We start from the raw sequence: 22,803 nt of genomic DNA, 5'->3' as shown, positions 1-22,803 counted from the left end.
AATCAGTTGAAACGGACGTAGTCAAAGTCCACCGGTTGACGGTTGATGCCCATGACAGGCGGCGCAATCCAGTTGGCAAATTTGCCCGGCTCGACCACACGACCCATCAAGCTGCCCACGTAGGCACGGTCTTCGGCGCTTGGCAGCCACTCGCCCACTTTGGCGTTCCATTCGGCTTCGCTCACCACACGACCATCCGGCGACACCTTGGTGCCAGACAGAGCACCGATGTTGCGGTGGAAAGCCTTGTGTGGCACGGTCAGCTTGAACGGAATGCCCGCCTTGGTGATGACGCGGTTCCAGCGCTCCACGCCACCCACAGAGTCGGTGATGTAGTCGTCACGCAGCACCTCGTTCAAGGCGTTGAGCATGGGCACTTCTTTTTCAATCAGTTTGTCACCTTCCACCACCAACACCTTGTAGTGCTCGCCACGCAGGGTGTGGTCATCCGTGCGTTTGCCTTCTTCGTAACGGCCTTTGAGACCCGAGCTGTAGAAGGTGGCCGCGTTGGACGATTGGTCAGCGCCAAACAAGTCAATGGTCACGCTGAAGTGGAAGTTGATGTAACGCTGGATGGTGGGCAGGTCAATCACACCCGCTGCACGCAGCTTGCCCACGTCGTCGGTCTTGAGCTGGTTCATCATGTCCACTGTGCGCTGGATGACGCGCGAGATACCGCTCTCACCCACAAACATGTGGTGGGCCTCTTCGGTCAGCATGAACTTGGTGGTGCGTGCCAAGGGGTCAAATGATGACTCGGCCAAAGCACAGAGCTGGAACTTGCCATCACGGTCGGTGAAGTAAGTGAACATGAAAAAGCTCAGCCAATCGGGCGTCTTCTCGTTGAAGGCCTGCAAGATGCGGGGGTTGTCGGCGTTGCCACTGTTGCGCTCCAACAAGCCCTCGGCTTCTTCGCGGCCGTCTTTGCCAAAGTATTTGTGCAGCAAATAGACCATGGCCCAGAGGTGACGGCCTTCTTCCACGTTGACTTGGAACAGGTTGCGCAAGTCGTATTGGCTGGGCGCGGTGAGCCCCAAGTGACGCTGCTGCTCCACCGACGCAGGTTCTGTGTCGCCTTGCGTGACGATGATGCGGCGCAAGTTGGCGCGGTGTTCGCCAGGCACGTCTTGCCAAGCAGCTTCACCCTTGTGGTCGCCAAAGTGAATCTTGCGGTCTTGCTCGGCAGGGTTCAAGAAAATGCCCCAGCGGTAGTCGGGCATCTTGACGTGCCCAAACTGGGCCCAGCCTTGTGGGTCCACGCTGACCGCCGTGCGCAGGTAGACATCAAAGTCTTGCGAGCCGTCTGGGCCCATGTCGTTCCACCAATTCAGGTAGTTGGGCTGCCAATGTTCGAGCGCACGTTGCAGCGTGCGGTCTTCGGACAGGTTGACGTTGTTGGGGATTTTTTCGCTGTAGTTGATGGCTGACATGTGGAACTCCTGGTTAGACCTTGCAGATGAATCGTAGATAACAGGCTTAGACGCGGTTCAAGTCAAAGGCGGCTTTCTCGCCTTTGCCGTAGACCTTGAGGGCACCCTTTTCGCCAACGGCGTTGGGGCGGTTGAAGATCCAGTTTTGCCATGCCGACAGACGTCCAAAAATGCGGGTTTCCATCGACTCTTTTTGGCAGAAACGCAAATTGGCTTCGAGGCCCGTCAAGCTGTCGGGCGACATGGCAGCACGCTCTTCCACGGCGATGCGGATTTCATCGGCCCAGTCGATATCGTCGGGTGCTGCGGTGACCAAGCCCAGGGCCAGCGCTTGGTCCGCATCGAGCATTTGACCCACTGCTGCGCGCACGTGTTCCAGCGGCGTGACTTCTTCGTAAAAGCGGCGTTGCAAACGCGACTGGTGGTTGACCATGGGGAAGTGCCCAAAGTTGAGCTCGCTCAAGGCCATGCGTGGCGCTGTGTCGGGCGAATCAGGCAAGGCCAGCATGTAGGTGCGGTCAGCGGCAAATGCCAACTCGGCCAAGGTGCCGACAAAGCAAGAGCCTTCATCCACCAGCGCAAACAAAGAGCGGGACGACACGTCAATGCGTGCCAAGGTGCGGCGCAGCATGCCCAGTGTTTCGTTGACCAGCCAGTGGCTTTGGTGTTGTGCCAGCACGGCATCAGATTGCAGCGCCAGCTGCGCGTCACCAGCGGTGCGCAGCAACCAAGTGCCCACATCGAGCTCGTTGGTGCGCATGCTCAAAATGGCGTCGTCTAACTCGCGCGCCATTTGCAGTGGGTACCAATGGATGCCAGCAGCCTCAATACCTTCCACCGTTGTCGGGACCGCCACCTTGGGCGCATGCACGGTGAAAGTGGCTGTGCGCTTGGCGCGGTCAATCGCCACTTGCACGTACTCATAAGTCAGCGCATCCGCAGTCACGGTTTTGTTCAAAGGTGTGAGCTTCACGCCTTTGCCTGTGGCGGCGGCACCTGGGCGTTTGCTGCTGGCCGCGTATTGGTCGGCACGCGCTTGCACGGCTTCGGCAAATTTGGCGGGCTTGGCAATTTCATCCACCAAGCGCCAGTCCACCGCACGTTGGCCGCGCACACCTTCCACGCTGGTGCAAAAAATATCGGCATGGTCGTGGCGGACCTTGCGTTTGTCGGTCACGCGGGTCAGACCACCCGTGCCGGGCAACACGCCCAGCAACGGCACTTCGGGCAAAGACACGCTGGAGGAACGGTCGTCCACCAACACAATGTCGTCACAGGCCAAGGCCAACTCGTAGCCGCCGCCGGCACATGCGCCATTGACCGCGGCAATGAACTTCAGGCCATCGTGGCGACTGGAGTCTTCGATGCCGTTGCGGGTTTCGTTGGTGAACTTGCAGAAGTTGACTTTCCAAGCATGCGTGGACAGGCCCAACATGAAGATGTTGGCGCCAGAACAGAAGATGCGGTCTTTCAGACTGGTGACCACCACGCTCTTGACTTCGGGGTGTTCAAAACGGATGCGTTGCAGGGCATCGTGCAACTCAATGTCGACGCCGAGGTCATACGAGTTGAGTTTGAGCTTGTAGCCCGGGCGAATGCCTGCGTCTTCGTTGATGTTGAGCTGCAAGGTGGCGGTTTCGCCTTCAAACTTCATGTGCCAGTGCTTGTACTGGCTGGGGTCTGTTTGGTAGTCGACGGTGATGGCGTTGCTCATGTGAGGTGTCTCCGGTGAGTGGCTGGGCGATAGGTGCTTGAAATGCATTGATGTGCATCATATTGCATGTTTTGAATTATCGCAAATGCATTTTTATGCATGTTTACCCTGAATATGACAAAGCACAGGCACCTTGTCTAAGGTTCCTTGACTGTCAATGATTCGAACGAGAGTAGGTACTTACAGTGGCAACTTGAGGGCTTGCCGGATTTGGGTACGGAGCGCCAAAAAGCTGTCATCCAGGGGCTGAGCGCTGGTGTCAAACGTCAAATCAGCCTTGGCGTAAAAGGCTGAGCGGCCCTCCAGAATGCGCTTCAAATCTTCCAGCGCTTCCGGGCTACCAGCCATGGGCCGCATGTCGCCTTGGGCAGCCACCCGCCCTAGGTGGTCTTCGGGCTTGGCCTGTAGCCACACGGTGAAGCAATGCGTGAGCACTTCGTTGAAGGTGGCAGAGTCCGACACCAAGCCACCCGGGGTGGCAATCACGACCTCGGGGTAAATTTGAATCGCCTCTTCCAAGGCCCGTCGCTCATAACGGCGGTAGGCGTTGGTGCCATACAGGTTATGGATTTCGCTGATGCTGCAGCCGGCAAACTTTTCGATGTCACGGCTCAGCTCAATGAACGGAAAGCCCAAATCATCGGCCAAGCGCTGGCCGAGGGTGGACTTGCCAGCACCGCGCAAGCCCACCAGGGCAATGCGGTTGCTGCGTGCTTTTTCATCCCCATGGCTGCCAAACATCTCACCCAGTTGCAGGCGAACACGGCGCAGTTCAGCCTCGTTGCGGGTGCTCAGCAGCTCACGAATCAGCAGCCACTCGGGCGACGAGGTGGTCACATCACCCAACAACTCAAAAATCGAGCATTGCAAGGCTTGTGCGACCTGCAACAAGATCAGGATGGAGGCGTTGCCGGTGCCCGACTCTAGGTTGGCCAGGTGCCGCTCCGACACATGAGCCGCTTGCGCCACCGCGCGCCGCGTGAGTCCACGACGCGCACGCAAGGTGCGCACGCGCTCACCCAAGGTGGTGAGAAAAGGGTGGCGGTTGGTGTCGTCGTCTGCGGGTGACATGCCTGCACTTTAATGCAATTTCGAATCGAAATGCACGATAGTGCAGTTGCGCTGCATCAAATAAAGCTCAGGTGTCTTTGGAGATTTTGATGCTGGGGAACTTGGACGAAAAGTCTTTGGCCTTGGCCGCAATCTTCAAGGCCACCTGACGTGCCACAGCTTTGTAGATACCCGCCACTTCACCGTCGGGGTCAGCCACCACGGTCGGTTTGCCGCTGTCGGCTTGCAAGCGGATTTGCATGTTCAAGGGCAAAGCACCCAAGTAGTCCATGCCGTATTGCGCGGCCATTTTCTTGCCACCGTCGGCACCGAAGATGTGTTCGATGTGGCCGCAGTTGCTGCACACGTGAACCGCCATGTTCTCGACCAAGCCGAGGATGGGTACGCCCACCTTCTCGAACATCTTGATGCCTTTTTTGGCGTCCAGCAGCGCAATGTCTTGTGGCGTGGTGACGATCACCGCACCTGTCATCGGCACGCGCTGGCTCAGGGTGAGTTGGATGTCGCCGGTGCCGGGGGGCATGTCCACGATCAGGTAGTCCAGGTCTTTCCAGTTGGTTTGGCGCAGCAACTGCTCCAAGGCTTGGGTGGCCATGGGGCCGCGCCAGATCATGGCTTCGTCTTGGTCGACCAAAAAGCCAATCGACATGACTTGCACGCCATAGTTCTCCAGCGGGTCCATGGTCTTGCCGTCTTCGCTTTCGGGACGCCCCTCAATGCCCATCATCATGGGTTGGCTAGGGCCGTAAATGTCGGCGTCGAGCAAACCCACTTTGGCGCCTTCAGCCGCCAAGGCCAAAGCCAGGTTGGCGGCGGTGGTGCTTTTGCCCACGCCACCTTTGCCAGAGGCGACGGCGATGATGTTTTTGACTTGTGGCAACAGCTGCACACCGCGCTGGGCCGCATGGGCCACGATCTGGGTGGTGATGTTGACCGACACATTGCCCACACCGGCCACGCTTTTGGCAGCGGCAATCAGGTGCTTGCGCATGTCGGCCACTTGGCTCTTGGCCGGATAGCCCAGCACCACGTCAAACGACACATCGTCACCTTGAATGTGCAGGTTTTTGAGCGCCTTGGTGCTCACAAAGTCTTTGCCCGTGTTGGGGTCGAGCACGGTTTGTAGGACTGCATTCAGCGCCTGCTCGGTCAATGCCATGGGGGAGATCTCCAAATATGAATGCGCCAGAGTCTAGCGAACTAAAATTAGTCCCTTCCCCCCAAGGTCTTCCTCTTCATGTCTCAGCGCCAGCTCTTTGTCACCACCGCCCTGCCCTACGCCAACGGCAACTTTCACATCGGCCACATCATGGAGTACATCCAGGCCGACATTTGGGTGCGCTACCAGCGCATGCAGGGCCATCAGGTCGATTTCGTGGGTGCGGACGACACCCATGGCGCCCCCATCATGATTGCCGCAGAGAAGGCTGGCATCACGCCGCAGCAGTTTGTGGCCAACATTGCGGCCGGTCGCAAGCCCTATCTGGACGGTTTTCACATCCAGTTTGACAACTGGCACAGCACCGACGCACCGGAAAACCATGAACTGGCGCGCCAGATTTACCGCGACCTGAAAACCACCGGGCTGATCGAGACGCGCACGATTGAACAGTTCTTCGACCCAGAGAAGAACATGTTTTTGCCAGATCGCTTCATCAAAGGCGAATGCCCCAAGTGCCATGCCAAAGACCAGTACGGCGACAACTGCGAAGTGTGTGGCGCGGTGTATGCCCCGACCGACTTGATCAACCCGTTCTCGGCTTTGTCGGGTGCCAAACCTGAGCTCAAAAGTTCAGAGCACTTTTTCTTCCAACTCTCCGACCCGCGCTGTGTTGAGTTTTTGCAAAACTGGACCCAAGACGGCAAGCTGCAACCCGAAGTGGCCAACAAGGTCAAAGAGTGGTTCAGCGTGCGCACCAACCCTGACGGCACCACCAGCGAAGGCTTGGGCGACTGGGACATTTCACGCGACGCGCCCTACTTCGGCATCGAAATTCCCGATGCACCCGGCAAGTATTTTTATGTCTGGCTTGACGCCCCCGTGGGCTACCTGGCCTCGCTCAAAAACTTGCTCGACAAACGCGGCGTTGACTACGAAGCCTACATGGCCAACCCAGCGCTGGAGCAATACCACTTCATTGGCAAAGACATCGTGACCTTTCACACCTTGTTCTGGCCAGCCATGCTGCACTTCAGCGGCCGCAAGACACCGACCAATGTGTTTGTGCATGGCTTCTTAACGGTCAACAACGGCGAGAAGATGAGCAAGAGCCGCGGCACGGGTCTGGACCCGCTCAAGTACTTGAGCCTGGGCATGAACCCGGAGTGGCTGCGCTACTACTTGGCGGCCAAGCTCAATGGTCGCAACGAAGACGTGGACTTCAACCCCGAAGACTTCATGGCCCGTGTGAACTCTGACCTGGTGGGGAAGTTCATCAACATCGCGTCCCGCTCGGCAGGTTTCATCACCAAGCGTTTTGCCGGTCAGCTGGGTGCCGTGTCATCTGACGGCGATGCGCTGCTGAGCCACCTGAGCGATGGCCTGACTCCGATTGCGGCGCACTATGCCGAGCGCGACTTTGCCAAAGCGCTGCGCGAAGTCATGCTGTTGGCCGACCGCGTGAACGAATACGTGGACACCAACAAGCCTTGGGAGTTGGCCAAACAAGAAGGCATGGAGGCACGCTTGCAAGACGTGTGCAGCACCTGCATCGAGGCCTTCCGTCTGTTGACCACCCTGCTCAAACCCGTGCTGCCGGCCCTGGCCAGCCAGGTAGAAACTTTCTTGAAGGTGGCGCCGTTGACATTTGCCAATGCCGCACAGCCCTTGGGCGCAGGACACACGATTGGCGAGTACAAGCACCTGATGCAACGCGTGGACGTGAAGATGCTGGATGCACTGTTCGAACCCCCGGCCGTGGTGGAAGAAAAACTCACCCCCGGCGGCGGTTCAAGAGCCCCCACGCTCGGCACTGACGTGTCCTCGCTGCCCCCCGAGGGGGCTGGACTCGCCTTGGGGCGGCCAGGTGGCGAGTCCATCGCCCCCACCATCTCCATCGACGACTTTGCCAAGATCGATTTGCGCATTGCACAGATCGTGAACTGCGAAGCGGTGGAAGGCAGCACCAAGTTGCTGCGCCTCACACTCGATGTGGGCGAGGGCAAAACACGCAACGTCTTCAGCGGCATTGCCAGCATGTACAAGCCCGAAGACTTGGTGGGCAAGCTCACCGTGATGGTGGCCAACTTGGCACCACGCAAGATGAAGTTTGGCGTGTCAGAAGGCATGGTGCTCGCGGCCAGCCACGCCGACGAAAAAGTTGAACCGGGCATCTACGTGCTGCACCCCTGGCCAGGCGCTAAACCCGGCATGCGGATTCACTGAGCCCCATGTTTCCACTCATTCGCGGATGGACGAGCGTGGTGCGCTCATCCCAGGCCAACGTCAGGTTGGGGGCCGTGTTGAGTTTTGTTGCCGGGGCTGCCAATGCGGGCGGTTTTTTGGCGGTGGGGCGTTACACCTCGCACATGACAGGGGTCGTGTCGTCAGTAGCCGATGACATTGTGCTGGGGCAGTTCGCGCTGGTGGCTGTGGGCCTGGGCAGTTTGTGTGCGTTTTTGATGGGGGCCATGTGGACCGCCATCTTGGTCAACTGGGGCTTGCGCAAGCAACTGCGCAGCGCGTACAGCTTGCCCTTGGTGGTGGAGTCGGTGGCGTTGTTGGTGTTTGGGCTGTTTGGTGCTGCCATCAGTGGCTTTGCCAGCCTGTTCTTGCCACTCACCGTGCTGCTGCTGTGCTTCATGATGGGTTTGCAAAACGCCGTGATCACCAAGATATCGCACGCCGAAATTCGTACCACCCACGTCACCGGCTTGGTGACTGACCTCGGCATTGAACTGGGCAAGTGGCTCTACGTCAACCGACTCAAAGGACCCAGCGATGTGCGCGCCAACCGCCAACGCTTGCGCCTACAAGCCTTGCTGATTGCCTGCTTTTTTGTCGGTGGCTTGTCGGGTGCCTGGGGCTTTAAGGCCTGGGGGTACATCACCACACTGCCTTTGGCGGTGTTGCTGTGGACCTTGGCCATGCGCCCGGTGTTGGACGACATTCGTCAATGGTGGGAGGCAACTGCATGAAGGCGACATCGTTTTTCTTTCGTCCCCGTGTGCTCGATGCGCTGCAAGGCTACAACCGTGAGCGCTTGATGCAAGACGTGGGCGCAGGCCTGACCGTCGGCGTGGTGGCACTGCCACTGGCCATGGCGTTTGCCATTGCGTCGGGGCTCAAGCCGGAAGCGGGTTTGTTCACCGCCATCATTGCGGGATTTTTGATCTCGGCCTTGGGCGGCAGCCGGGTACAAATTGGTGGGCCGGCGGGGGCCTTCATCGTGATCGTGTACGGCATTTTGGAACGCTATGGTCTCGCCAATTTGATGATCGCCACTGCCATGTCGGGGCTGATGTTGCTGGCCATGGGCGCTTTGCGTTTGGGCACCTTGATTCGCTTCATCCCGGTGGCGGTGGTGATTGGCTTTACCAACGGCATTGCGGTGCTGATCATGGTGTCGCAAGTCAAAGACTTCTTGGGCCTGCAGGTGGCCAGCGTGCCCGCCGATTTTTTGGGCGTTTTGACCACCTTGAGTGCCAACCTGCACACCGTGAATGTGCAGGCGCTGGCATTGGCCAGCCTGTGCTTGGGCGTGTTGGTGGTGTGGCAGGTGCTATTGCCTCGCCTGCACGCGCACTACGCCGTGAGCAAAAAACTCTCCATCGTCCCAGGGTCTATCGTGGTGTTGGTGGGGGCGACGCTGGCCATCACTTGGCTGGGCTTGGACGTTGAAACCATCGCCTCACGCTTTGGCCGCATTCCCAACGCCTTACCCGCCTTTCAACTGCCCACCTTCAGCTGGGAGACGGCCAAGTTTTTGCTGATCCCGGCCACGACCTTGGCCCTGCTGGGCTCGATTGAGTCGCTGCTGTGCGCACGCATTGCAGACCAAATGATGGCGGATTCGCCCTATGGCGACCACCACGACGCCAACCAAGAGCTGATGGCCCAGGGCATTGCCAACCTGGTGACACCTTTCTTCGGTGGCATGCCCGCCACCGGCACCATTGCCCGCACCGTGACCAACGTGAAAAACGGTGGCAACAGCCCCGTCGCGGGCATGGTGCATGCCCTCACCTTGCTGGCGATCATGTGGTTGGCCGCCCCCTTGGCAGGCAGCGTGCCGCTGGCCGCGCTGTCAGCGATTTTGATGTTCGTGGCTTGGAACATGGGCGAGTGGCGCGAGTTTGTGCACCTGCGCCAATTCCGCATGCCCTATCGCGTCTCGCTGATCGCTGTGTTCTTGCTCACAGTGATGGTGGATTTGACCGTGGCGGTTGAGGTGGGCCTGATGGCCGCGTGCTTGACCTTCATTTACCGCATCTCCAGCTTGACGCGCGCGGAGCAGGTGCAGGCACAGCACTTTCCGATGCTGGCTGGCCTTGAAGCCGAAGTGCAGGCCCACCGCTTGTACGGTGCCTTGTTTTTTGGTGCCGTGAAACTGGTGGAAGCCATGCAAGACCAGTTGCCCCGTCGCGCGTTGGTGCTGGATTTGAAAAACCTGATCTACATCGACTCCTCCGGTGCCGACGCCTTGTTGGCCCTGGCACGGGCCTGTCACAAAAAGCAGGTGCGCTTGATCGTGTGTGGCTTGGGCCACCAGCCCCTGGACATTGCCCAACGCAGCGGTCTGCTGGCCTTGGTGCCGCCCGCCGACTTGGCGGCTGACTTGGCCCAAGGCCTGGCACTGGCCACAGGTCGGTAAAATCATTGCAATTGAAGGAAACAAGCCCCATGTCTATTTTTCAGCGTGACCACTACACCTCGGAAACCACCCAGTTCATCGAGCAGCTCAAGGCCCAAAAGCCCCTGCTCGAAGCGCAGCAGCGTGAGGGCCGTGCCTTGTTGTGGGACAAAGCATTAGACCGTGACGTGCAAGCCGAGTTCGGTGAAGCACGCGTGGCACAAAAGCCCTACGTCTACCAAACCAACGCCTGAGCGTTGCGCTGTCTCTAACCCCAAACGGTTTTGGCGTGAACCCCTCCGACACCACGCTGCCTGAAGCGGCAGAGTCACCTGCGGTCATGCCCGAGGTGGTGGACCACGTGGCTGTGGCCAAGCTATATGGCGAACCTCTGTTCGCCATGCCGCACGACCTGTACATCCCACCCGATGCGCTGGAAGTTTTTCTGGAGGCCTTTCAGGGGCCGCTGGATTTGCTGCTGTACCTCATCCGCAAACAAAACTTCAACATCCTCGACATCCCCATGGCTGCGCTCACGCGCCAGTACCTGAGCTATGTGGAAGAGATTCGCAACCGCAACTTGGAGCTCGCCGCCGAGTACTTGCTGATGGCGGCCATGCTGATTGAAATCAAATCACGCATGTTGCTGCCCCCTAAGAAAGTGGCGGAAGGTCAAGAGCCTGAAGACCCACGTGCCGAGCTGGTACGTCGCTTGCTCGAATACGAGCAAATGAAACTGGCCGCAGCCAAGCTCAACGAAGTGCCGCAGTTTGGTCGCGACTTTTTGCGCGCACAGGTCTACATTGAGCAATCGTTGCAACCGCGTTTTCCTGAAGTGCATGTGGTGGAGTTGCAGCAAGCCTGGGCCGACATTTTGAAGCGGGCCAAGCTGGTGCAGCACCACAAGATTTCACGCGAAGAGTTGTCGGTGCGCGAACACATGAGCATCGTGCTGCGTCGCCTTCAAGGTCAGCGTTTTGTCGAGTTTGAAAAACTCTTCGACCCCAGCCAGGGCGTGCCCGTGCTGGTGGTGACCTTCATTGCCTTGCTCGAACTGGCCAAAGAAACCCTGATCGACATCACCCAAGCCGAGGCCTTTGCGCCCATCTACGTGCGCCTGGCCTACACCCCGAGTTGACGCTGCCCACATGGGCGCTTCTTGCCAACATACCCCATGAGCCACACCACCAACGCCACGCCTTACGGCACCTTGCCCCCCGCCTCTCCGGTGTCCGCACGCAAGCCCATCAGCCTGCCGCGCTTGAACGAGATGCGCGCACGCGGCGAAAAAATTGCCATGCTCACGGCCTACGACGCCACCTTTGCCGCCGTGGCTGACGCAGCGGGTGTGGAGTGCATCTTGGTGGGCGACTCGTTGGGCATGGTTTGTCAAGGCTTGGCCAGCACCGTGGGCGTGTCGCTGGAGACCATGCGCTACCACGTGGAGAGCGTGGCGCGTGGCTTGCAACGCGTACAAGGCACCGCCTGGATCATTGGCGACCTGCCCTTTGGCAGCTACCACGCCTCGCGCGAAGAGGCGCTACGCAGCGCCTGCGTGCTGATGCAAGCGGGCGCCCACATGGTCAAACTCGAAGGTGGTGGCTGGACCACCGAGACCGTGCGTTTTTTGGTGGAACGCGGCATTCCGGTGTGCGCGCACTTGGGGCTGACACCGCAAACCGTGCACGCCTTGGGCGGCTACCGCGTGCAAGGCCGTGGCGACGAAAGTGTCAAGCAACTTCGCCAACACGCACTCGAATTACAAGACGCAGGCGCCACCATGTTGGTGCTGGAGATGGTGCCCGAGGCACTGTCCACCGCACTCACACAGGCACTGCCGCGTTGCCACACCATCGGCATTGGGGCGGGCAACGGCACCGCAGGCCAAGTGCTGGTGATGCACGACATGCTGGGCGTCAACCTGGGCAAAAACCCAAAGTTTGTGCGTAACTTCATGCACGGCAGCAGCGGTGTGCAAGAAGCCATCGCCGCCTATGTGAAAGCCGTCAAGGATGGCAGCTTTCCCGTCAACGCCAAGCACGCTTGGTAAGGAGCACCCCTTGCAAATCATTCACACCATTGCAGACTTGCGCCGCACCTTGAAGCCCGCCACGCTGCGCGCCTTTGTGCCCACCATGGGCAACCTGCACGACGGACACCTGGAGCTGATGCGCATGGCACGCCACACCGTGGATGCGCGTGCGGGTGGGCCTGGCGCCATGACGGTGGCGAGTATTTTTGTCAACCGCTTGCAGTTTGCACCGCACGAAGACTTTGACAGCTACCCCCGTACCTTTGAGCGCGACTGCGAACTGCTCGCCGCCAACGGCTGCGACGTGCTGTTTGCCCCGTCCGAGAAAGACCTGTACCCCGAACCTCAGGTGTTCAAGGTGCACCCGCCAGCCGAATTGGCCGATATGTTGGAAGGCGCTTTTCGCCCCGGTTTTTTTGTCGGCGTGAGCACCGTGGTGCACAAGCTGTTCAACTGCGTGCAACCCGACATCGCCGTGTTCGGCAAGAAGGACTACCAGCAGCTGATGGTGATTCGCCGCATGGTGCAACAAATGGCCTTGCCCATCGACATCATCGGCGGTGAAACGCGTCGTGCAGCCAATGGCTTGGCCCTGAGCTCACGCAACGGCTACCTGAGCGAGGCTGAATTGACCGAAGCTGTGCAGCTCTCACTCGCCCTCAAAAGCCTGGCTGCTGCGGTTCGAGACGGCAACGCCAAAGGGGCGCTTGATGTGGCTGTCGCCGAAGAAGCAGCCATGCAAGCGCTGCGCGCGCGCGATTGGGTGCCCGACTACCTGACCGTGCGCCGCCAGCACGACCTGTCGCCCATCACCGGGCCCTGTGCAGAGCCGTTGGTGGTGTTGGGTGCGGCCAAGTTGGGTAAGACGCGGTTGATTGATAACTTGGAGGTTTGAGGGGTCCTAAGGTGGCACCATCGGAAAGCTACCAATCTTGGGTATGGCGCGTTAAATTCTTCATTGTTTGGCCTAGTGACTTGCCGTTAGGAATTGGATTGGGTGAAGGGGCAGGCTTCACTGATCGAGGTCACGCTTTGCTTCGGCAATGAAGCTTTTCAACGCTCGATCTGTCACTGCGTAGTCATGGTCAAGATAGTCGTGCCACATGATGATTCCCTTTGTATCGCCAAGTTCGGCTTCGTAGTTTGTGACGATTTTCAGCGCAAGCTCGGACAGTGAGAAGCTCCCAATCTCGGCAGCACGACGAATCTCTTCTCGTGCTTCCTTGGCTAAGGTACGAAGCTCTATGTTTCTTTCCTCCAGTACCTCGCGGCCCTCATAGACCGCGTCTAGATTCTCAGAGGAGAACCTCTTGGCCTTGTGAAAAGCCTCAATCACACGTTCATAAGCAACGGCCTTACGATCCCAGAGACGCTCGGCCCGGAACTTTCTTTGGGAGAGCCTTATCGTGAGCCATGTGCTGAACACGGCGATGACGAACGTGCTAAGCGCCTGCAAAAGGATAGTTGTGACGGATGCCACCATATGAAGCCCAACGTAACGTATTGCGCAAAACCTGTGTGATAAAACAAACGGCAATATCTTCCACAAATCCGATAAAGACTGGGCTAATTGACAACAGCCTTAACAGCACAAGTACGAGCCTGTCTGCAAACGCTCTCGACAAGAACACTTGCGCCACATCAATTGTGGCTAAATTTATTTTTTATTTTATGATTCAATTTTAATTCAAAATTTCACTCAAAAAGACCCTATGTCCACCCACGCCGAACTCCTGCGCCTGCGCCTAGCAGAAGGCCCCAAGTCGGGCACGCAGATGGCAAAGGAAATTGGCATCAGCCAGCCCACAGCCACACGTGCGCTGGCGGCCATGGATGACGAAGTGATGAAGATCGGGCAGAAAAAAGGTTCCCGCTATGTGCTGCGTGACACAGGCCGTGGTTTTGGCGATGTGCCCGTGTTTCGTGTGGATGCCAATGGCAAGCTCAAAGCGCTGGGCGTGCTCACACCCGTGCGGCCTGATGGGTTTGTGTTCACGCAAGCCGATGGGTTGCAGGTGCACAGCGACGGCTTGCCATGGTGGCTGCTGGACATGCGGCCTCAAGGCTACTTAGGCCGCGCTTACGCGGCGCGCTACGGTGCCTCCTTGGGGCTGCCAAGCACACTCAAAGAATGGACCGACAGCCACGCCGTGCGTGCCCTGCTGGTACATGGGCACGACTTGGTGGGAAACCTGCTCCTAGGCAGCATTGCACGCGACAAGTTCATTGCCATGCCGGAGCCCGTGTGCTTGACCCAGACCAACAAAGCGCAGGCCTACGCCAGCATGGCCGTAGGTGCGTCGCAGGGTGAGTCACCCGGTTCTTCTGCGGGGGGCGAACAGCCGAAGTTCACCGCCTACGCCGAAACAAACGAAGGCCCCCAGCATGTGATGGTGAAGTTCAGCGAAAAGCTCCCTAGCCCGGTAAGCCAACGCTGGCGAGACCTTTTGTTGGCTGAGCACATCGCGCTCACCACCTTGCGTCAAGCGGGTATGGCTGCCGCCCAGTCTTCTGTGGTGGACTTTGAGGGCCAACGCTTTTTAGAGGTGGCGCGCTTTGACCGCGTGGGCACGTTGGGCCGCAAGGCCGTGGTGTCGCTGGCCGCTTTAGATGCAGAGTTTGTGGGTGCCGCGCACCATCCTTGGCCGGTGGTTACGCAGCGACTGGCAGCGCTGGGCGCGGTCACACCCGAAGCAGCCGAGACCGCCGAAGTGCTGTGGGCGTTTGGGGCTTTGATGGGCAACACAGATATGCACGCAGGCAACTTGTCGTGGGTGTCTGAGCATGGCAGGCCTTACAGCATCGCCCCTGCTTACGACATGACGCCCATGGCCTTTGCGCCCAGCAGCAGCGGCAAGCTGCCCGACACAGTACCAGCGATCACGCTGCATGCCAGCGTTCGCAACGACCATTGGCGCACTGCACAAGCGATGGCGCAAAGTTATCTGGCGGCACTGCGTGCAAGCAGTCAATTCAGCGCTGACTTTGAAATTTGTATCGATGCACTGGCCGCGCATATGTACAGCGCCAGCAAGCAGATTGCGCGGTTGGCTTGACAGACAAGCTCGGGTGCGCTTTCAACTACTTCTTAACGCTTTTACTCGCCTTTGGCCCCGCGCCCCATCAACAGAGCCACAGCTTGCTGCGGGTTGATCTGGCCATCGAGCAAGGCCACCACAGCTTGTGCAATGGGCATCTCTACACCCAAGGCACCGGCCCGCTGCACCACGGTGCGGGCGCTGTACACACCTTCGGCCACATGGCCCAACGAATCCACCGCTTGTTGCAAGCTCAGGCCCTGGGCCAGCGCCAAACCCACTTGGCGGTTGCGGCTCAAATCGCCCGTGGCGGTGAGCACCAAGTCGCCCAAGCCCGACAGGCCCATGAAGGTTTCGGTCTTGGCACCCAAGGCCAACCCTAAGCGGGTCATTTCAGCCAAACCACGGGTGATCAGGGCCGCACGGGCGTTGAGCCCCAACTGCAAGCCGTCGCACAAACCGGTGGCTATGGCCAAGACGTTTTTCACCGCACCACCGACTTCGACACCTACGATGTCGTCGTTGGCGTAGACCCGCAAGCTGCTGTTGTGAAAGGCTTGCACCAAGCCTTCGCGCACATCCGCATACCCACTGGCGGCCACCAAGGCAGTGGGCTGGCCACGTGCCACTTCTTGCGCAAAGCTCGGCCCACTCAAGGCCCCTCCGCGCAAGGCGGGTGCCACCTGGGCACACACCTCGTGGGCCATACTGCCCACCCCGTTCGGGGCGGCCTCAAAGCCTTTGCACAACCAAGCCACAGGCACCTGTGCGCCCAACAAAGGCGCCAACTCAGACAGCATACCGCGCAATGCACGCATGGGGGCCCCAATGACCACCAAGTCTTGTGTGGTGACCCAGGCGCCCAAAGCTTGTGAAGAGATCTGCAAACCCGGGCTGAACGGCATGTCGGGCAAGTAGCGTGCATTCACACGGGTGGTGTGCATGGCTTGCGCTTGGGCCGCATCACGCGCCCACAAGGTGACGTCATGTTGATGGCCCGCATGGATGGCCAAGGCAGTGCCCCATGCACCTGCGCCCAAAACGGCGATTTTCATCGCGGTCTATCGGTCAAAGATTACTGTGCCGCAGCTTGTTGCTGCTCGTACATGGCCTGGAAGTTGATTTCCGCCAAGTGCACAGGTGGGAAGCCAGCGCGTTGAATCACATCGGCCACGTTGCCACGCAGGTAGGGGTAGACGATTTGCGGACAAGCAATACCCACCACAGCACCCATTTGGTCTTCCGGCAAGTTGCGGATTTCAAAAATACCGGCTTGCTTGGCTTCCACCAAAAACACGGTTTTGTCTTGCAGCTTGGTGGTCACGGTGGCGGTGACGGTCACTTCCACCACGCCGTCGGCCACTTGTTCCATGCCAACGCCCAACTGAATGTCCACGGAAGGCTGCTCTTGTGACGTCAAGATGGCGGGTGAGTTGGGTTGCTCCAACGACAGGTCTTTCAAGTAGACGCGCTGAATTTGGAACACGGGGGTGAGGTCGTCAGACATTTTTTTCCTTGTACAAAAAAGCCCGCGTCGGCGAACACCGAAGCGGGCAGCAAATCGGGATGGCGCCGATTATGTCAGCTCAAGATTGCAGCAAAGGCACCAAACCGCCTTGGCTGTCGAGAGCGATCAAGTCGTCACAACCGCCCACGTGGGTGTCGCCAATGAAGATTTGAGGGACGGTGCGTCGACCCGTCAGGTCCATCATGCGCATGCGCTCGTCAGGGTTGGTGTCGACACGCACTTCTTCGATATGTGCCACGCCTTTGGCTTGAAGAATTTGTTTGGCCCGAACGCAGTAAGGGCAAACAGCGGTGGTGTACATCTTGACGGCTTGCATGAGGGTCTTTCTTTAAAAATTCAAGCTTTGGTGACGGGAAGATTAGCTTCTTTCCAAGCTTTCAGCCCACCTTGCAACGAATGCACCTTCTCATAGCCCAGTTTTTGTGCCACAGCCTGGGCGCGTTTGGAGCGGACGCCCGAGGCGCACATCATGATCAACGGCACGCTTTTGTTCTTGACCACGGCGGGCAAACGCGCTTCCAGTTGGTCCAGGGGCACATGCACAGCACCCGACACGTGACCAGCGGCAAACTCGTCGTCGCCACACACATCAATGACCACGCCTTTTTCGCGGTTCATGCATTGCACCGCTTGCGTAGGCGACAGGCCAGAGCCCGCTGCATCTTGCACCACGGGCAGCAGCAAAAAGAAGCCGCTGGTCAGCGCAACAGCAATCAACATCCAGTTGTCGAGGATAAATTTCACGGGGGGTCCAGTTCAGGAGAAGTTGTAGTAAAAAAATCAGTGTCAGGACGGCATTCTAAAATCAGCCCACTCCTTTAGCTGACTTTGTTTCAAAACACCCTATGTACAAGCTCGTTTTAATCCGCCACGGCGAATCCACCTGGAACCTTGAAAACCGCTTCACCGGCTGGACCGATGTGGACTTAACCCCCACCGGCATCGCCCAAGCGCAAAACGCGGGTCGTCTGCTCAAGGCGGAAGGTTTTCAATTTGATGTGGCCTACACCAGCGTGTTGAAACGCGCCATCCGTACCCTGTACCTGGCGTTGGAAGAAATGGACTGCACCTGGCTGCCCGTGGTCAAAAGCTGGCGACTCAACGAGCGCCATTACGGCGGCTTGCAAGGTTTGAACAAAGCCGACATGGCCAAGCAGTACGGCGAAGACCAGGTGCTGATCTGGCGTCGCAGCTATGACACGCCCCCACCGGTGCTAGAAGCCACCGACCCCCGCAGCGAACGCAGCGACCCGCGCTACGCCAAGCTCGCGCCGGAACAAGTGCCGCTGACCGAGTGTTTGAAAGACACCGTGGAGCGCGTGATGCCGTTCTGGAACGAATCGATGGCACCGGCCATCAAGGCAGGCAAACGGATTGTGGTGGCCGCACACGGCAACTCGATCCGCGCTTTGGTGAAGTACCTGGACAACATCTCCGACCAAGACATCGTGGGGCTGAACATCCCCAATGGCATTCCCTTGGTGTATGAGCTTGACGAGAACCTCCAGCCCATTCGCCACTACTACCTGGGTGACGCACAAGCCGCCGCCAAAGCGGCTGCCGCAGTGGCCTCACAAGGCAAAGGCTAATTACCTGCCAGACACAATGCGCCGTGCGGGCGCGTTGTATATTGAGCCTCTCTTACATCACGTCTACACGCAAGGGCACCATGGGCCACAAACTCAAGATCGCAGGTTGGATCACCGTCGGGGCATTGACCGGGGCACTCACCACCGTGTCACTGCAAACCACGGCACGCGCCAACATGGCACCACTACCGCTGGAAGAGTTGCAACAACTCGCCGCTGTGTTCAGCATGGTCAAGAGCGATTACGTCGAGGCCGTGGACGAGAAAAAACTCATCAACGACGCCATCACTGGCATGGTGGCCAGCCTGGACCCACACTCGCAGTACTACGACAAGAAAACTTTCAAAGAGTTCCGCGAAGGCACCACGGGTCGTTTTGTGGGCGTGGGCATTGAGATCACCCAGGAAGAGGGTCTGGTCAAGGTGGTGTCCCCCATCGAAGGCTCCCCAGCTTTCCGAGCTGGCATGAAGTCGGGCGACCTGATCACCAAGATTGATGACACCGTGGTCAAGGGCCTGTCGCTCAATGACGCCGTGAAACGCATGCGCGGTGAGCCTGGTACCAAAGTGCTGTTGACCATCTTCCGCAAAGACGAGAACCGCACCTTCCCTGTGACCATCGTGCGCGAGGAAATCAAAACTCAAAGCGTCAAGGGCAAAGTGATTGAGCCTGGGCTGGGCTGGATTCGTTTGAGCCAGTTCCAAGAACGCTCGGTAGAAGACTTCACCAAAAAACTCGAAGAGATTTACAAGCAAGAACCCAAGCTCAAAGGCTTGGTGCTTGACCTGCGCAACGACCCAGGCGGTTTGCTGGATGCTGCAGTGGCCGTGTCGGCTGTGTTCTTACCAGAGAACGTGACCGTGGTATCAACCAACGGTCAAATGGCTGAAAGTAAATTTGCCTACAAAGCCTCGCCCGAGTTTTACCGCCGTGGCAATGCCGACCCGATTGCCCGCCTGCAACAAAACACCAAAGGTATTTACAAAAATGTGCCGCTGGTGGTGTTGGTGAACGAAGGCTCGGCTTCGGCCAGCGAGATCGTGGCAGGTGCGCTGCAAGACCACAAACGCGCCACCATCATGGGCAGCCAAACCTTTGGCAAGGGCTCGGTGCAGACCGTGCGCCAGTTAGGCACAGACACTGCCCTGAAGATCACCACCGCGCGCTACTACACCCCCAGCGGACGCTCTATCCAGGCCAAAGGCATCGTGCCCGATGTGCTGTTAGATGACACCGCAGAGGGCAGTCCGTATGCCATCTTGCGCATGCGTGAGGCCGACCTCGACAAGCACCTGCAAAGCGGCCAGGGCAATGAAGCCACGAAAGAACAAGAAAAAGAGCGCGAAAAGGCGCGTGAAGAAGCCATCAAGCGCTTGGAAGAAGAGTCCAAAAAACCCAACAGCGAACGCCGCCCGCCCGAGTTTGGCAGCGACAAGGACTTCCAGTTGCAACAGGCCATCCAGCGTCTCAAAGGACTGCCTGTGTTGGCTAGCAAAACACAAACCGAGCGCCCTCCTGTCGTGGAAGCCAAAGACAAGTGACACACGGGTGAGCCTGCCGTGAACGACGACCAACTGCTGCGCTACTCGCGCCACATCCTGTTGGATGACCTCGGTGTGGAGGGCCAACAACGCTTGCTCGACAGCCATGCCTTGATCGTCGGCGCAGGTGGGCTGGGCTCTCCAGTGGCGATGTATCTGGCGGCATCGGGTGTGGGCCACATCACGATTGCTGATCATGATGTGGTGGACCTCACCAACCTGCAACGCCAAATCGCCCACACCACCGAGCGTGTCGGCATGAGCAAGGTGGCCTCGGCCACCCAAGCCATGCAGGCCTTGAACCCCGAGGTGCGCGTGAGCGCTTTGGCACACAAGCTCGACGCCACAGAACTCGACGCCTTGGTACCCACCGTGCAAGTGGTGGTGGACTGCTGCGACAACTTCGCCACTCGCCAAGCGGTGAACGCAGCCTGCGTGAAACACCGCGTGCCCCTGGTGTCGGGCGCGGCAATTCGCATGGACTCACAACTGGCGGTGTACGACGCACGCGACGCCAAGTCGCCCTGTTACGCCTGCATCTTCCCGCCCGACGAAGCCCCTGAAGAAGTGCGTTGCGCCACCCTGGGGGTGCTCGCGCCTTTGGTAGGCGTGATCGGTAGCTTGCAGGCCATGGAAACCGTCAAATTACTGGCGGGGTTGGGTTCACGCCTGACGGGCCGTTTGCAAATGCTCGACGGACGCAGCCTGGAATGGAACGAGGTGCGCTTGCAGCGCAACCCCAGCTGCCCGGTGTGCAGCCACGCCCATTGAATTGACGCGTCAAGGGCAAGCGCCAAAGCGCTTCCTGAACCAACGTGGCGGCATGGCACGTGGGTCTGCAAACAAGCCCCTGCGTTGCCCTTGTGCCTGCATTTGTAAAGCGTCATACACGCCCGCCTGCTGCTGGTAGCTGTACGACCACGCATGGCCTTGCGCCACCATCCAAGCCCCCACGTCATGGCCCTGGCGTGACAGCTGCGCCAGCAAGCGCCCATAGGTGTCGCGGTGGTGGCCCAACACCTCGACCGTTTGGCCTTGCAACAAAGCATGCAAGGCATCACGCGATTGAGGGCCCCAGGTTTGGCAAATCTCTGGGGCGTCAATACCCAGCAAGCGCACCTTGTGCACCTCACCTCCTTGGACCGACTGCACCCACACGGTGTCACCGTCGCTGACATGCGTGACCACACCGACCCAAGCTCGCTCAACGCTGGCCAGCGTCACCCCCGCCCATAGGCAAACCACGCCCACGCAGGCGCGCAACCGATAGAGAGTTCTGAGTTTTTGCATCACGACATATTGGACGCCATTGACCACCGAAGATTTGGCAGCGTCGCTCACAGACATCGAGAGGCAGCCGTTGATACAGCCCCCAGTTAGGATCGACCCATGCGTGATTTGAAACACTGGTTTCCGTTTTTAAACTGGCCTCGCCCTACCCCACAACTGCTACACAGCGAGGCCTTTGCCGGCTTGAGTGTGGGCTTGATGGTCATCCCACAAGGCGTGGCCTATGCCGCGCTGGCGGGCATGCCCTTGATCACGGGCATTTATGCCTCGCTCATTCCGGCGCTGGTGGCGGTGCTGTTCAGCGCGTCAAGCCGCTTGTCGGTCGGGCCCACCGCCCTCACCGCCATCTTGGTGTCGGCTTCGCTCACAGGCATGGCCGAGCCGGGCAGCGCCGAGTGGGTCAACCTCACCGTGTGGCTGTCGCTGATGACGGGTTTGCTGCAAGTGGGCTTGGGGTTTGCGCGTTTTGGCTGGCTGTTGAATTTGGTCAGCTCCCCCGTGTTGATGGCCTTCACGCAAGGGGCAGGTGTGCTGATCATTGTCTCGCAACTGCCCGCGCTGCTGGGCCTCACGCACGGTTGGTCATCGCTGTGGCAGCCGCAGCACATCGACGGGGCCAGCTTGCTGTTTGGGCTGGTGACCTTGGTGCTGCTGGTGTGGGCACGCCGCTGGCGCCCCACGTTTCCCACCGTGCTGGTGGTGGTTTTAGGTGCTGCGGGTGTGAGCGCTGGGCTGAACTTACCGGCCCAAGGCACAGCGGTGGTGGGTGCCTTGCCGCAAGGTCTGCCCAGTGTGTACTGGCCCACGGTGTTGGACTGGGAAACCTTCAAACACTTGGTGTTGCCCACGCTGGTGATCACCCTGGTGAGCTTTTTAGAAACCGCCTCGAGTGCCAAGGTCGACAACGACCGCAGTGGCAAACGCTGGGACCAAGACCAAGACCTGATTGGCCAAGGCTTGGGCAAAGTGGCCTCGGGTTTGTGTGGCGCGTTTCCCACCAGTTCTTCGTTTTCGCGTTCGGCCTTGAATCTGTACGCAGGCGCACAGTCTGCGTGGGCGACGGTGTTTTCTGTCGGCGTGATTTTGCTGATCTTGCTGTGGTTCACCTCGGTGCTACAACCCGTGCCGCAGTCGGTGTTGGCAGCGATTGTGGTGGCGGCCGTGATGGGGTTGATCAAGCCACGCGCGTTTGTGAAGCTGTACACCATCAACCGAGTCGAAGCCGCCACGGCGGTCGTGACCTTGGTGATCACCCTGCTGTCGGCGCCGCGTTTGTATTGGGGCGTGTTGGCTGGCATGCTGATGGGCTTGAGCCACTTCTTGCACACGCGTTTGCACCCACGCATCATCGAAGTGGGCTTGCATGCCGATGGCAGCCTGCGCGACCGCCACTTGTGGAAACTGCCCCCCTTGGCCCCACAGCTCTATGCCCTGCGCATGGATGCCGAGTTGGACTTTGCCGCGGCCAGCTCATTGGAGAGAGCGGTGGTGGAGCACCTGAGCCACCACCACGACGTGCATCATGTCTGCCTGTTTGCCCAGCCGATCAACCGCATTGACGCCACGGGTGTGGAGAGCCTAGCCAAGCTCGAAGCCATGCTGGCGGAGCGATGCATCACCCTGCACATCAGCGGCATGAAGCTGCCCGTCGAAACCGTGTTGCACCGTGCAGGCTGCTTGCAACCCCACGCGGGCTTGCGCATGTACCGCACCGATGCAGAGGCGATTCATGCCTTGCAGCGGGTGGATGACTTCACCGAAGAGTGGCACATTTGACA

22 protein-coding genes are annotated in these 22,803 nt (G+C 58.9%); 12 read left to right on the top strand and 10 right to left on the bottom strand.

Going from position 1 to position 22,803, the window contains the following annotated elements:
* Positions 1-2 precede the first annotated feature (2 nt).
* From boxB to apbC, 4 genes are all read right to left on the bottom strand, one after another.
* On the bottom strand, positions 3-1,430 hold the full coding sequence (boxB, locus tag B9Z41_RS06990; protein ID WP_100146334.1) for a benzoyl-CoA 2,3-epoxidase subunit BoxB: 1,428 nt from the start codon (positions 1,428-1,430) through the stop codon (positions 3-5).
* A 46-nt stretch (positions 1,431-1,476) separates the two neighbouring features.
* A complete protein-coding gene (gene boxC, locus B9Z41_RS06985) occupies positions 1,477-3,144 on the bottom strand; it encodes a 2,3-epoxybenzoyl-CoA dihydrolase (protein ID WP_100146487.1) in 1,668 nt (555 codons plus the stop codon).
* A gap of 180 nt (positions 3,145-3,324) precedes the next feature.
* A complete protein-coding gene (locus B9Z41_RS06980) occupies positions 3,325-4,215 on the bottom strand; it encodes a helix-turn-helix transcriptional regulator (RefSeq protein WP_100146333.1) in 891 nt (296 codons plus the stop codon).
* 67 nt (positions 4,216-4,282) lie between these two features.
* Positions 4,283-5,374, bottom strand: coding sequence for an iron-sulfur cluster carrier protein ApbC (gene apbC, locus B9Z41_RS06975; RefSeq protein WP_100146332.1), 1,092 nt, complete (start codon positions 5,372-5,374; stop codon positions 4,283-4,285).
* A gap of 78 nt (positions 5,375-5,452) precedes the next feature.
* On the opposite strand from apbC, the gene metG reads away from it, so the two are divergent.
* The 7 genes from metG (at position 5,453) to panC (ending at position 12,934) form a co-directional block, all read left to right on the top strand.
* A complete protein-coding gene (metG, locus tag B9Z41_RS06970; protein WP_100146331.1) occupies positions 5,453-7,600 on the top strand; it encodes a methionine--tRNA ligase in 2,148 nt (715 codons plus the stop codon).
* A 5-nt stretch (positions 7,601-7,605) separates the two neighbouring features.
* On the top strand, positions 7,606-8,352 hold the full coding sequence (locus B9Z41_RS06965) for a YoaK family protein (protein WP_100146330.1): 747 nt from the start codon (positions 7,606-7,608) through the stop codon (positions 8,350-8,352).
* Positions 8,349-10,028, top strand: coding sequence for a SulP family inorganic anion transporter (locus tag B9Z41_RS06960; RefSeq protein WP_100146329.1), 1,680 nt, complete (start codon positions 8,349-8,351; stop codon positions 10,026-10,028). The genes B9Z41_RS06965 and B9Z41_RS06960 overlap by 4 nt, the downstream gene beginning before the upstream one ends.
* Before the next feature lie 29 nt (positions 10,029-10,057).
* Positions 10,058-10,261 carry a DUF3460 family protein gene (locus B9Z41_RS06955; RefSeq protein ID WP_100146328.1) on the top strand — a complete coding sequence of 68 codons (204 nt, stop codon included), beginning with the start codon at positions 10,058-10,060 and terminating at the stop codon, positions 10,259-10,261.
* A gap of 86 nt (positions 10,262-10,347) precedes the next feature.
* Positions 10,348-11,145, top strand: a complete 798-nt coding sequence (locus tag B9Z41_RS06950; protein WP_100146486.1) for a ScpA family protein — start codon at positions 10,348-10,350, stop codon at positions 11,143-11,145.
* 36 nt (positions 11,146-11,181) lie between these two features.
* A complete protein-coding gene (gene panB / locus B9Z41_RS06945; protein ID WP_100146327.1) occupies positions 11,182-12,057 on the top strand; it encodes a 3-methyl-2-oxobutanoate hydroxymethyltransferase in 876 nt (291 codons plus the stop codon).
* 10 nt (positions 12,058-12,067) lie between these two features.
* Entirely contained in the window at positions 12,068-12,934 is an 867-nt protein-coding gene (panC, locus tag B9Z41_RS06940; RefSeq protein ID WP_100146326.1) for a pantoate--beta-alanine ligase, read from the top strand.
* A gap of 117 nt (positions 12,935-13,051) precedes the next feature.
* On the opposite strand, the gene B9Z41_RS06935 is transcribed toward panC, so the two are convergent.
* Entirely contained in the window at positions 13,052-13,522 is a 471-nt protein-coding gene (locus B9Z41_RS06935; RefSeq protein ID WP_100146325.1) for a hypothetical protein, read from the bottom strand.
* 229 nt (positions 13,523-13,751) lie between these two features.
* Here B9Z41_RS06935 and yjjJ point away from each other — a divergent pair, with 229 nt between their 5' ends.
* Positions 13,752-15,095: a type II toxin-antitoxin system HipA family toxin YjjJ gene (yjjJ, locus tag B9Z41_RS06930; protein ID WP_100146324.1), complete on the top strand. Its 1,344-nt coding sequence runs from the start codon at positions 13,752-13,754 to the stop codon at positions 15,093-15,095.
* Between the two features lie 41 nt (positions 15,096-15,136).
* Here the strand turns inward: yjjJ and B9Z41_RS06925 are convergent, their stop codons facing one another.
* From B9Z41_RS06925 to B9Z41_RS06910, 4 genes are all read right to left on the bottom strand, one after another.
* A complete protein-coding gene (locus B9Z41_RS06925) occupies positions 15,137-16,132 on the bottom strand; it encodes an NAD(P)H-dependent glycerol-3-phosphate dehydrogenase (RefSeq protein ID WP_100146323.1) in 996 nt (331 codons plus the stop codon).
* Positions 16,133-16,152: 20 nt separating this feature from the next.
* The gene (secB, locus tag B9Z41_RS06920) at positions 16,153-16,584 is read right to left on the bottom strand and encodes a protein-export chaperone SecB (protein WP_100146322.1); all 432 of its coding nucleotides are present in this window, start codon (positions 16,582-16,584) and stop codon (positions 16,153-16,155) included.
* A 79-nt stretch (positions 16,585-16,663) separates the two neighbouring features.
* Positions 16,664-16,921, bottom strand: coding sequence for a glutaredoxin 3 (grxC, locus tag B9Z41_RS06915; protein WP_100146321.1), 258 nt, complete (start codon positions 16,919-16,921; stop codon positions 16,664-16,666).
* A 20-nt stretch (positions 16,922-16,941) separates the two neighbouring features.
* Complete coding sequence (locus tag B9Z41_RS06910; protein ID WP_100146320.1) at positions 16,942-17,349, bottom strand: rhodanese-like domain-containing protein; 408 nt, start codon at positions 17,347-17,349, stop codon at positions 16,942-16,944.
* A gap of 101 nt (positions 17,350-17,450) precedes the next feature.
* Between B9Z41_RS06910 and gpmA the strand changes: the two genes are divergently transcribed.
* The 3 genes from gpmA to B9Z41_RS06895 all read left to right on the top strand — a co-directional run bounded on the left by gpmA (position 17,451) and on the right by B9Z41_RS06895 (position 20,506).
* The gene (gpmA, locus tag B9Z41_RS06905; protein WP_100146319.1) at positions 17,451-18,194 is read left to right on the top strand and encodes a 2,3-diphosphoglycerate-dependent phosphoglycerate mutase; all 744 of its coding nucleotides are present in this window, start codon (positions 17,451-17,453) and stop codon (positions 18,192-18,194) included.
* Between the two features lie 80 nt (positions 18,195-18,274).
* Entirely contained in the window at positions 18,275-19,735 is a 1,461-nt protein-coding gene (locus B9Z41_RS06900) for a S41 family peptidase (RefSeq protein ID WP_100146485.1), read from the top strand.
* Positions 19,736-19,753: 18 nt separating this feature from the next.
* A complete protein-coding gene (locus tag B9Z41_RS06895) occupies positions 19,754-20,506 on the top strand; it encodes a molybdopterin-synthase adenylyltransferase MoeB (RefSeq protein WP_100146318.1) in 753 nt (250 codons plus the stop codon).
* Positions 20,507-20,515: 9 nt separating this feature from the next.
* Here B9Z41_RS06895 and B9Z41_RS06890 read toward each other — a convergent pair whose 3' ends face one another.
* On the bottom strand, positions 20,516-21,082 hold the full coding sequence (locus B9Z41_RS06890) for a thermonuclease family protein (RefSeq protein WP_233202573.1): 567 nt from the start codon (positions 21,080-21,082) through the stop codon (positions 20,516-20,518).
* A 42-nt stretch (positions 21,083-21,124) separates the two neighbouring features.
* On the opposite strand from B9Z41_RS06890, the gene B9Z41_RS06885 reads away from it, so the two are divergent.
* A complete protein-coding gene (locus tag B9Z41_RS06885; protein WP_100146317.1) occupies positions 21,125-22,801 on the top strand; it encodes a SulP family inorganic anion transporter in 1,677 nt (558 codons plus the stop codon).
* The last annotated feature ends 2 nt before the right edge of the window (positions 22,802-22,803 follow it).

The organism is Limnohabitans sp. JirII-31 (assembly GCF_002778315.1).
In the GTDB taxonomy this organism is placed as follows: Bacteria; Pseudomonadota; Gammaproteobacteria; order Burkholderiales; family Burkholderiaceae_C; genus Limnohabitans.
The sequence above is the reverse complement of the archived record's forward strand: the minus strand, read 5'-3'. Positions and strand labels throughout refer to the sequence as shown.

What these genes read in the sequence shown, in the direction of transcription:
- yjjJ (WP_100146324.1), top strand. Translation starts at nt 13,752, where the DNA reads ATGTCCACCCACGCCGAACTCCTGCGCCTGCGCCTAGCAGAAGGCCCC.
- boxC (WP_100146487.1), bottom strand. Translation starts at nt 3,144, where the DNA reads ATGAGCAACGCCATCACCGTCGACTACCAAACAGACCCCAGCCAGTAC.
- B9Z41_RS06965 (WP_100146330.1), top strand. Translation starts at nt 7,606, where the DNA reads ATGTTTCCACTCATTCGCGGATGGACGAGCGTGGTGCGCTCATCCCAG.
- secB (WP_100146322.1), bottom strand. Translation starts at nt 16,584, where the DNA reads ATGTCTGACGACCTCACCCCCGTGTTCCAAATTCAGCGCGTCTACTTG.
- B9Z41_RS06900 (WP_100146485.1), top strand. Translation starts at nt 18,275, where the DNA reads ATGGGCCACAAACTCAAGATCGCAGGTTGGATCACCGTCGGGGCATTG.
- metG (WP_100146331.1), top strand. Translation starts at nt 5,453, where the DNA reads ATGTCTCAGCGCCAGCTCTTTGTCACCACCGCCCTGCCCTACGCCAAC.
- B9Z41_RS06950 (WP_100146486.1), top strand. Translation starts at nt 10,348, where the DNA reads ATGCCCGAGGTGGTGGACCACGTGGCTGTGGCCAAGCTATATGGCGAA.
- grxC (WP_100146321.1), bottom strand. Translation starts at nt 16,921, where the DNA reads ATGCAAGCCGTCAAGATGTACACCACCGCTGTTTGCCCTTACTGCGTT.
- panB (WP_100146327.1), top strand. Translation starts at nt 11,182, where the DNA reads ATGAGCCACACCACCAACGCCACGCCTTACGGCACCTTGCCCCCCGCC.
- gpmA (WP_100146319.1), top strand. Translation starts at nt 17,451, where the DNA reads ATGTACAAGCTCGTTTTAATCCGCCACGGCGAATCCACCTGGAACCTT.
- B9Z41_RS06955 (WP_100146328.1), top strand. Translation starts at nt 10,058, where the DNA reads ATGTCTATTTTTCAGCGTGACCACTACACCTCGGAAACCACCCAGTTC.
- B9Z41_RS06925 (WP_100146323.1), bottom strand. Translation starts at nt 16,132, where the DNA reads ATGAAAATCGCCGTTTTGGGCGCAGGTGCATGGGGCACTGCCTTGGCC.
- B9Z41_RS06935 (WP_100146325.1), bottom strand. Translation starts at nt 13,522, where the DNA reads ATGGTGGCATCCGTCACAACTATCCTTTTGCAGGCGCTTAGCACGTTC.
- apbC (WP_100146332.1), bottom strand. Translation starts at nt 5,374, where the DNA reads ATGGCATTGACCGAGCAGGCGCTGAATGCAGTCCTACAAACCGTGCTC.
- B9Z41_RS06960 (WP_100146329.1), top strand. Translation starts at nt 8,349, where the DNA reads ATGAAGGCGACATCGTTTTTCTTTCGTCCCCGTGTGCTCGATGCGCTG.
- B9Z41_RS06885 (WP_100146317.1), top strand. Translation starts at nt 21,125, where the DNA reads ATGCGTGATTTGAAACACTGGTTTCCGTTTTTAAACTGGCCTCGCCCT.
- B9Z41_RS06980 (WP_100146333.1), bottom strand. Translation starts at nt 4,215, where the DNA reads ATGTCACCCGCAGACGACGACACCAACCGCCACCCTTTTCTCACCACC.
- B9Z41_RS06890 (WP_233202573.1), bottom strand. Translation starts at nt 21,082, where the DNA reads ATGTCTGTGAGCGACGCTGCCAAATCTTCGGTGGTCAATGGCGTCCAA.
- boxB (WP_100146334.1), bottom strand. Translation starts at nt 1,430, where the DNA reads ATGTCAGCCATCAACTACAGCGAAAAAATCCCCAACAACGTCAACCTG.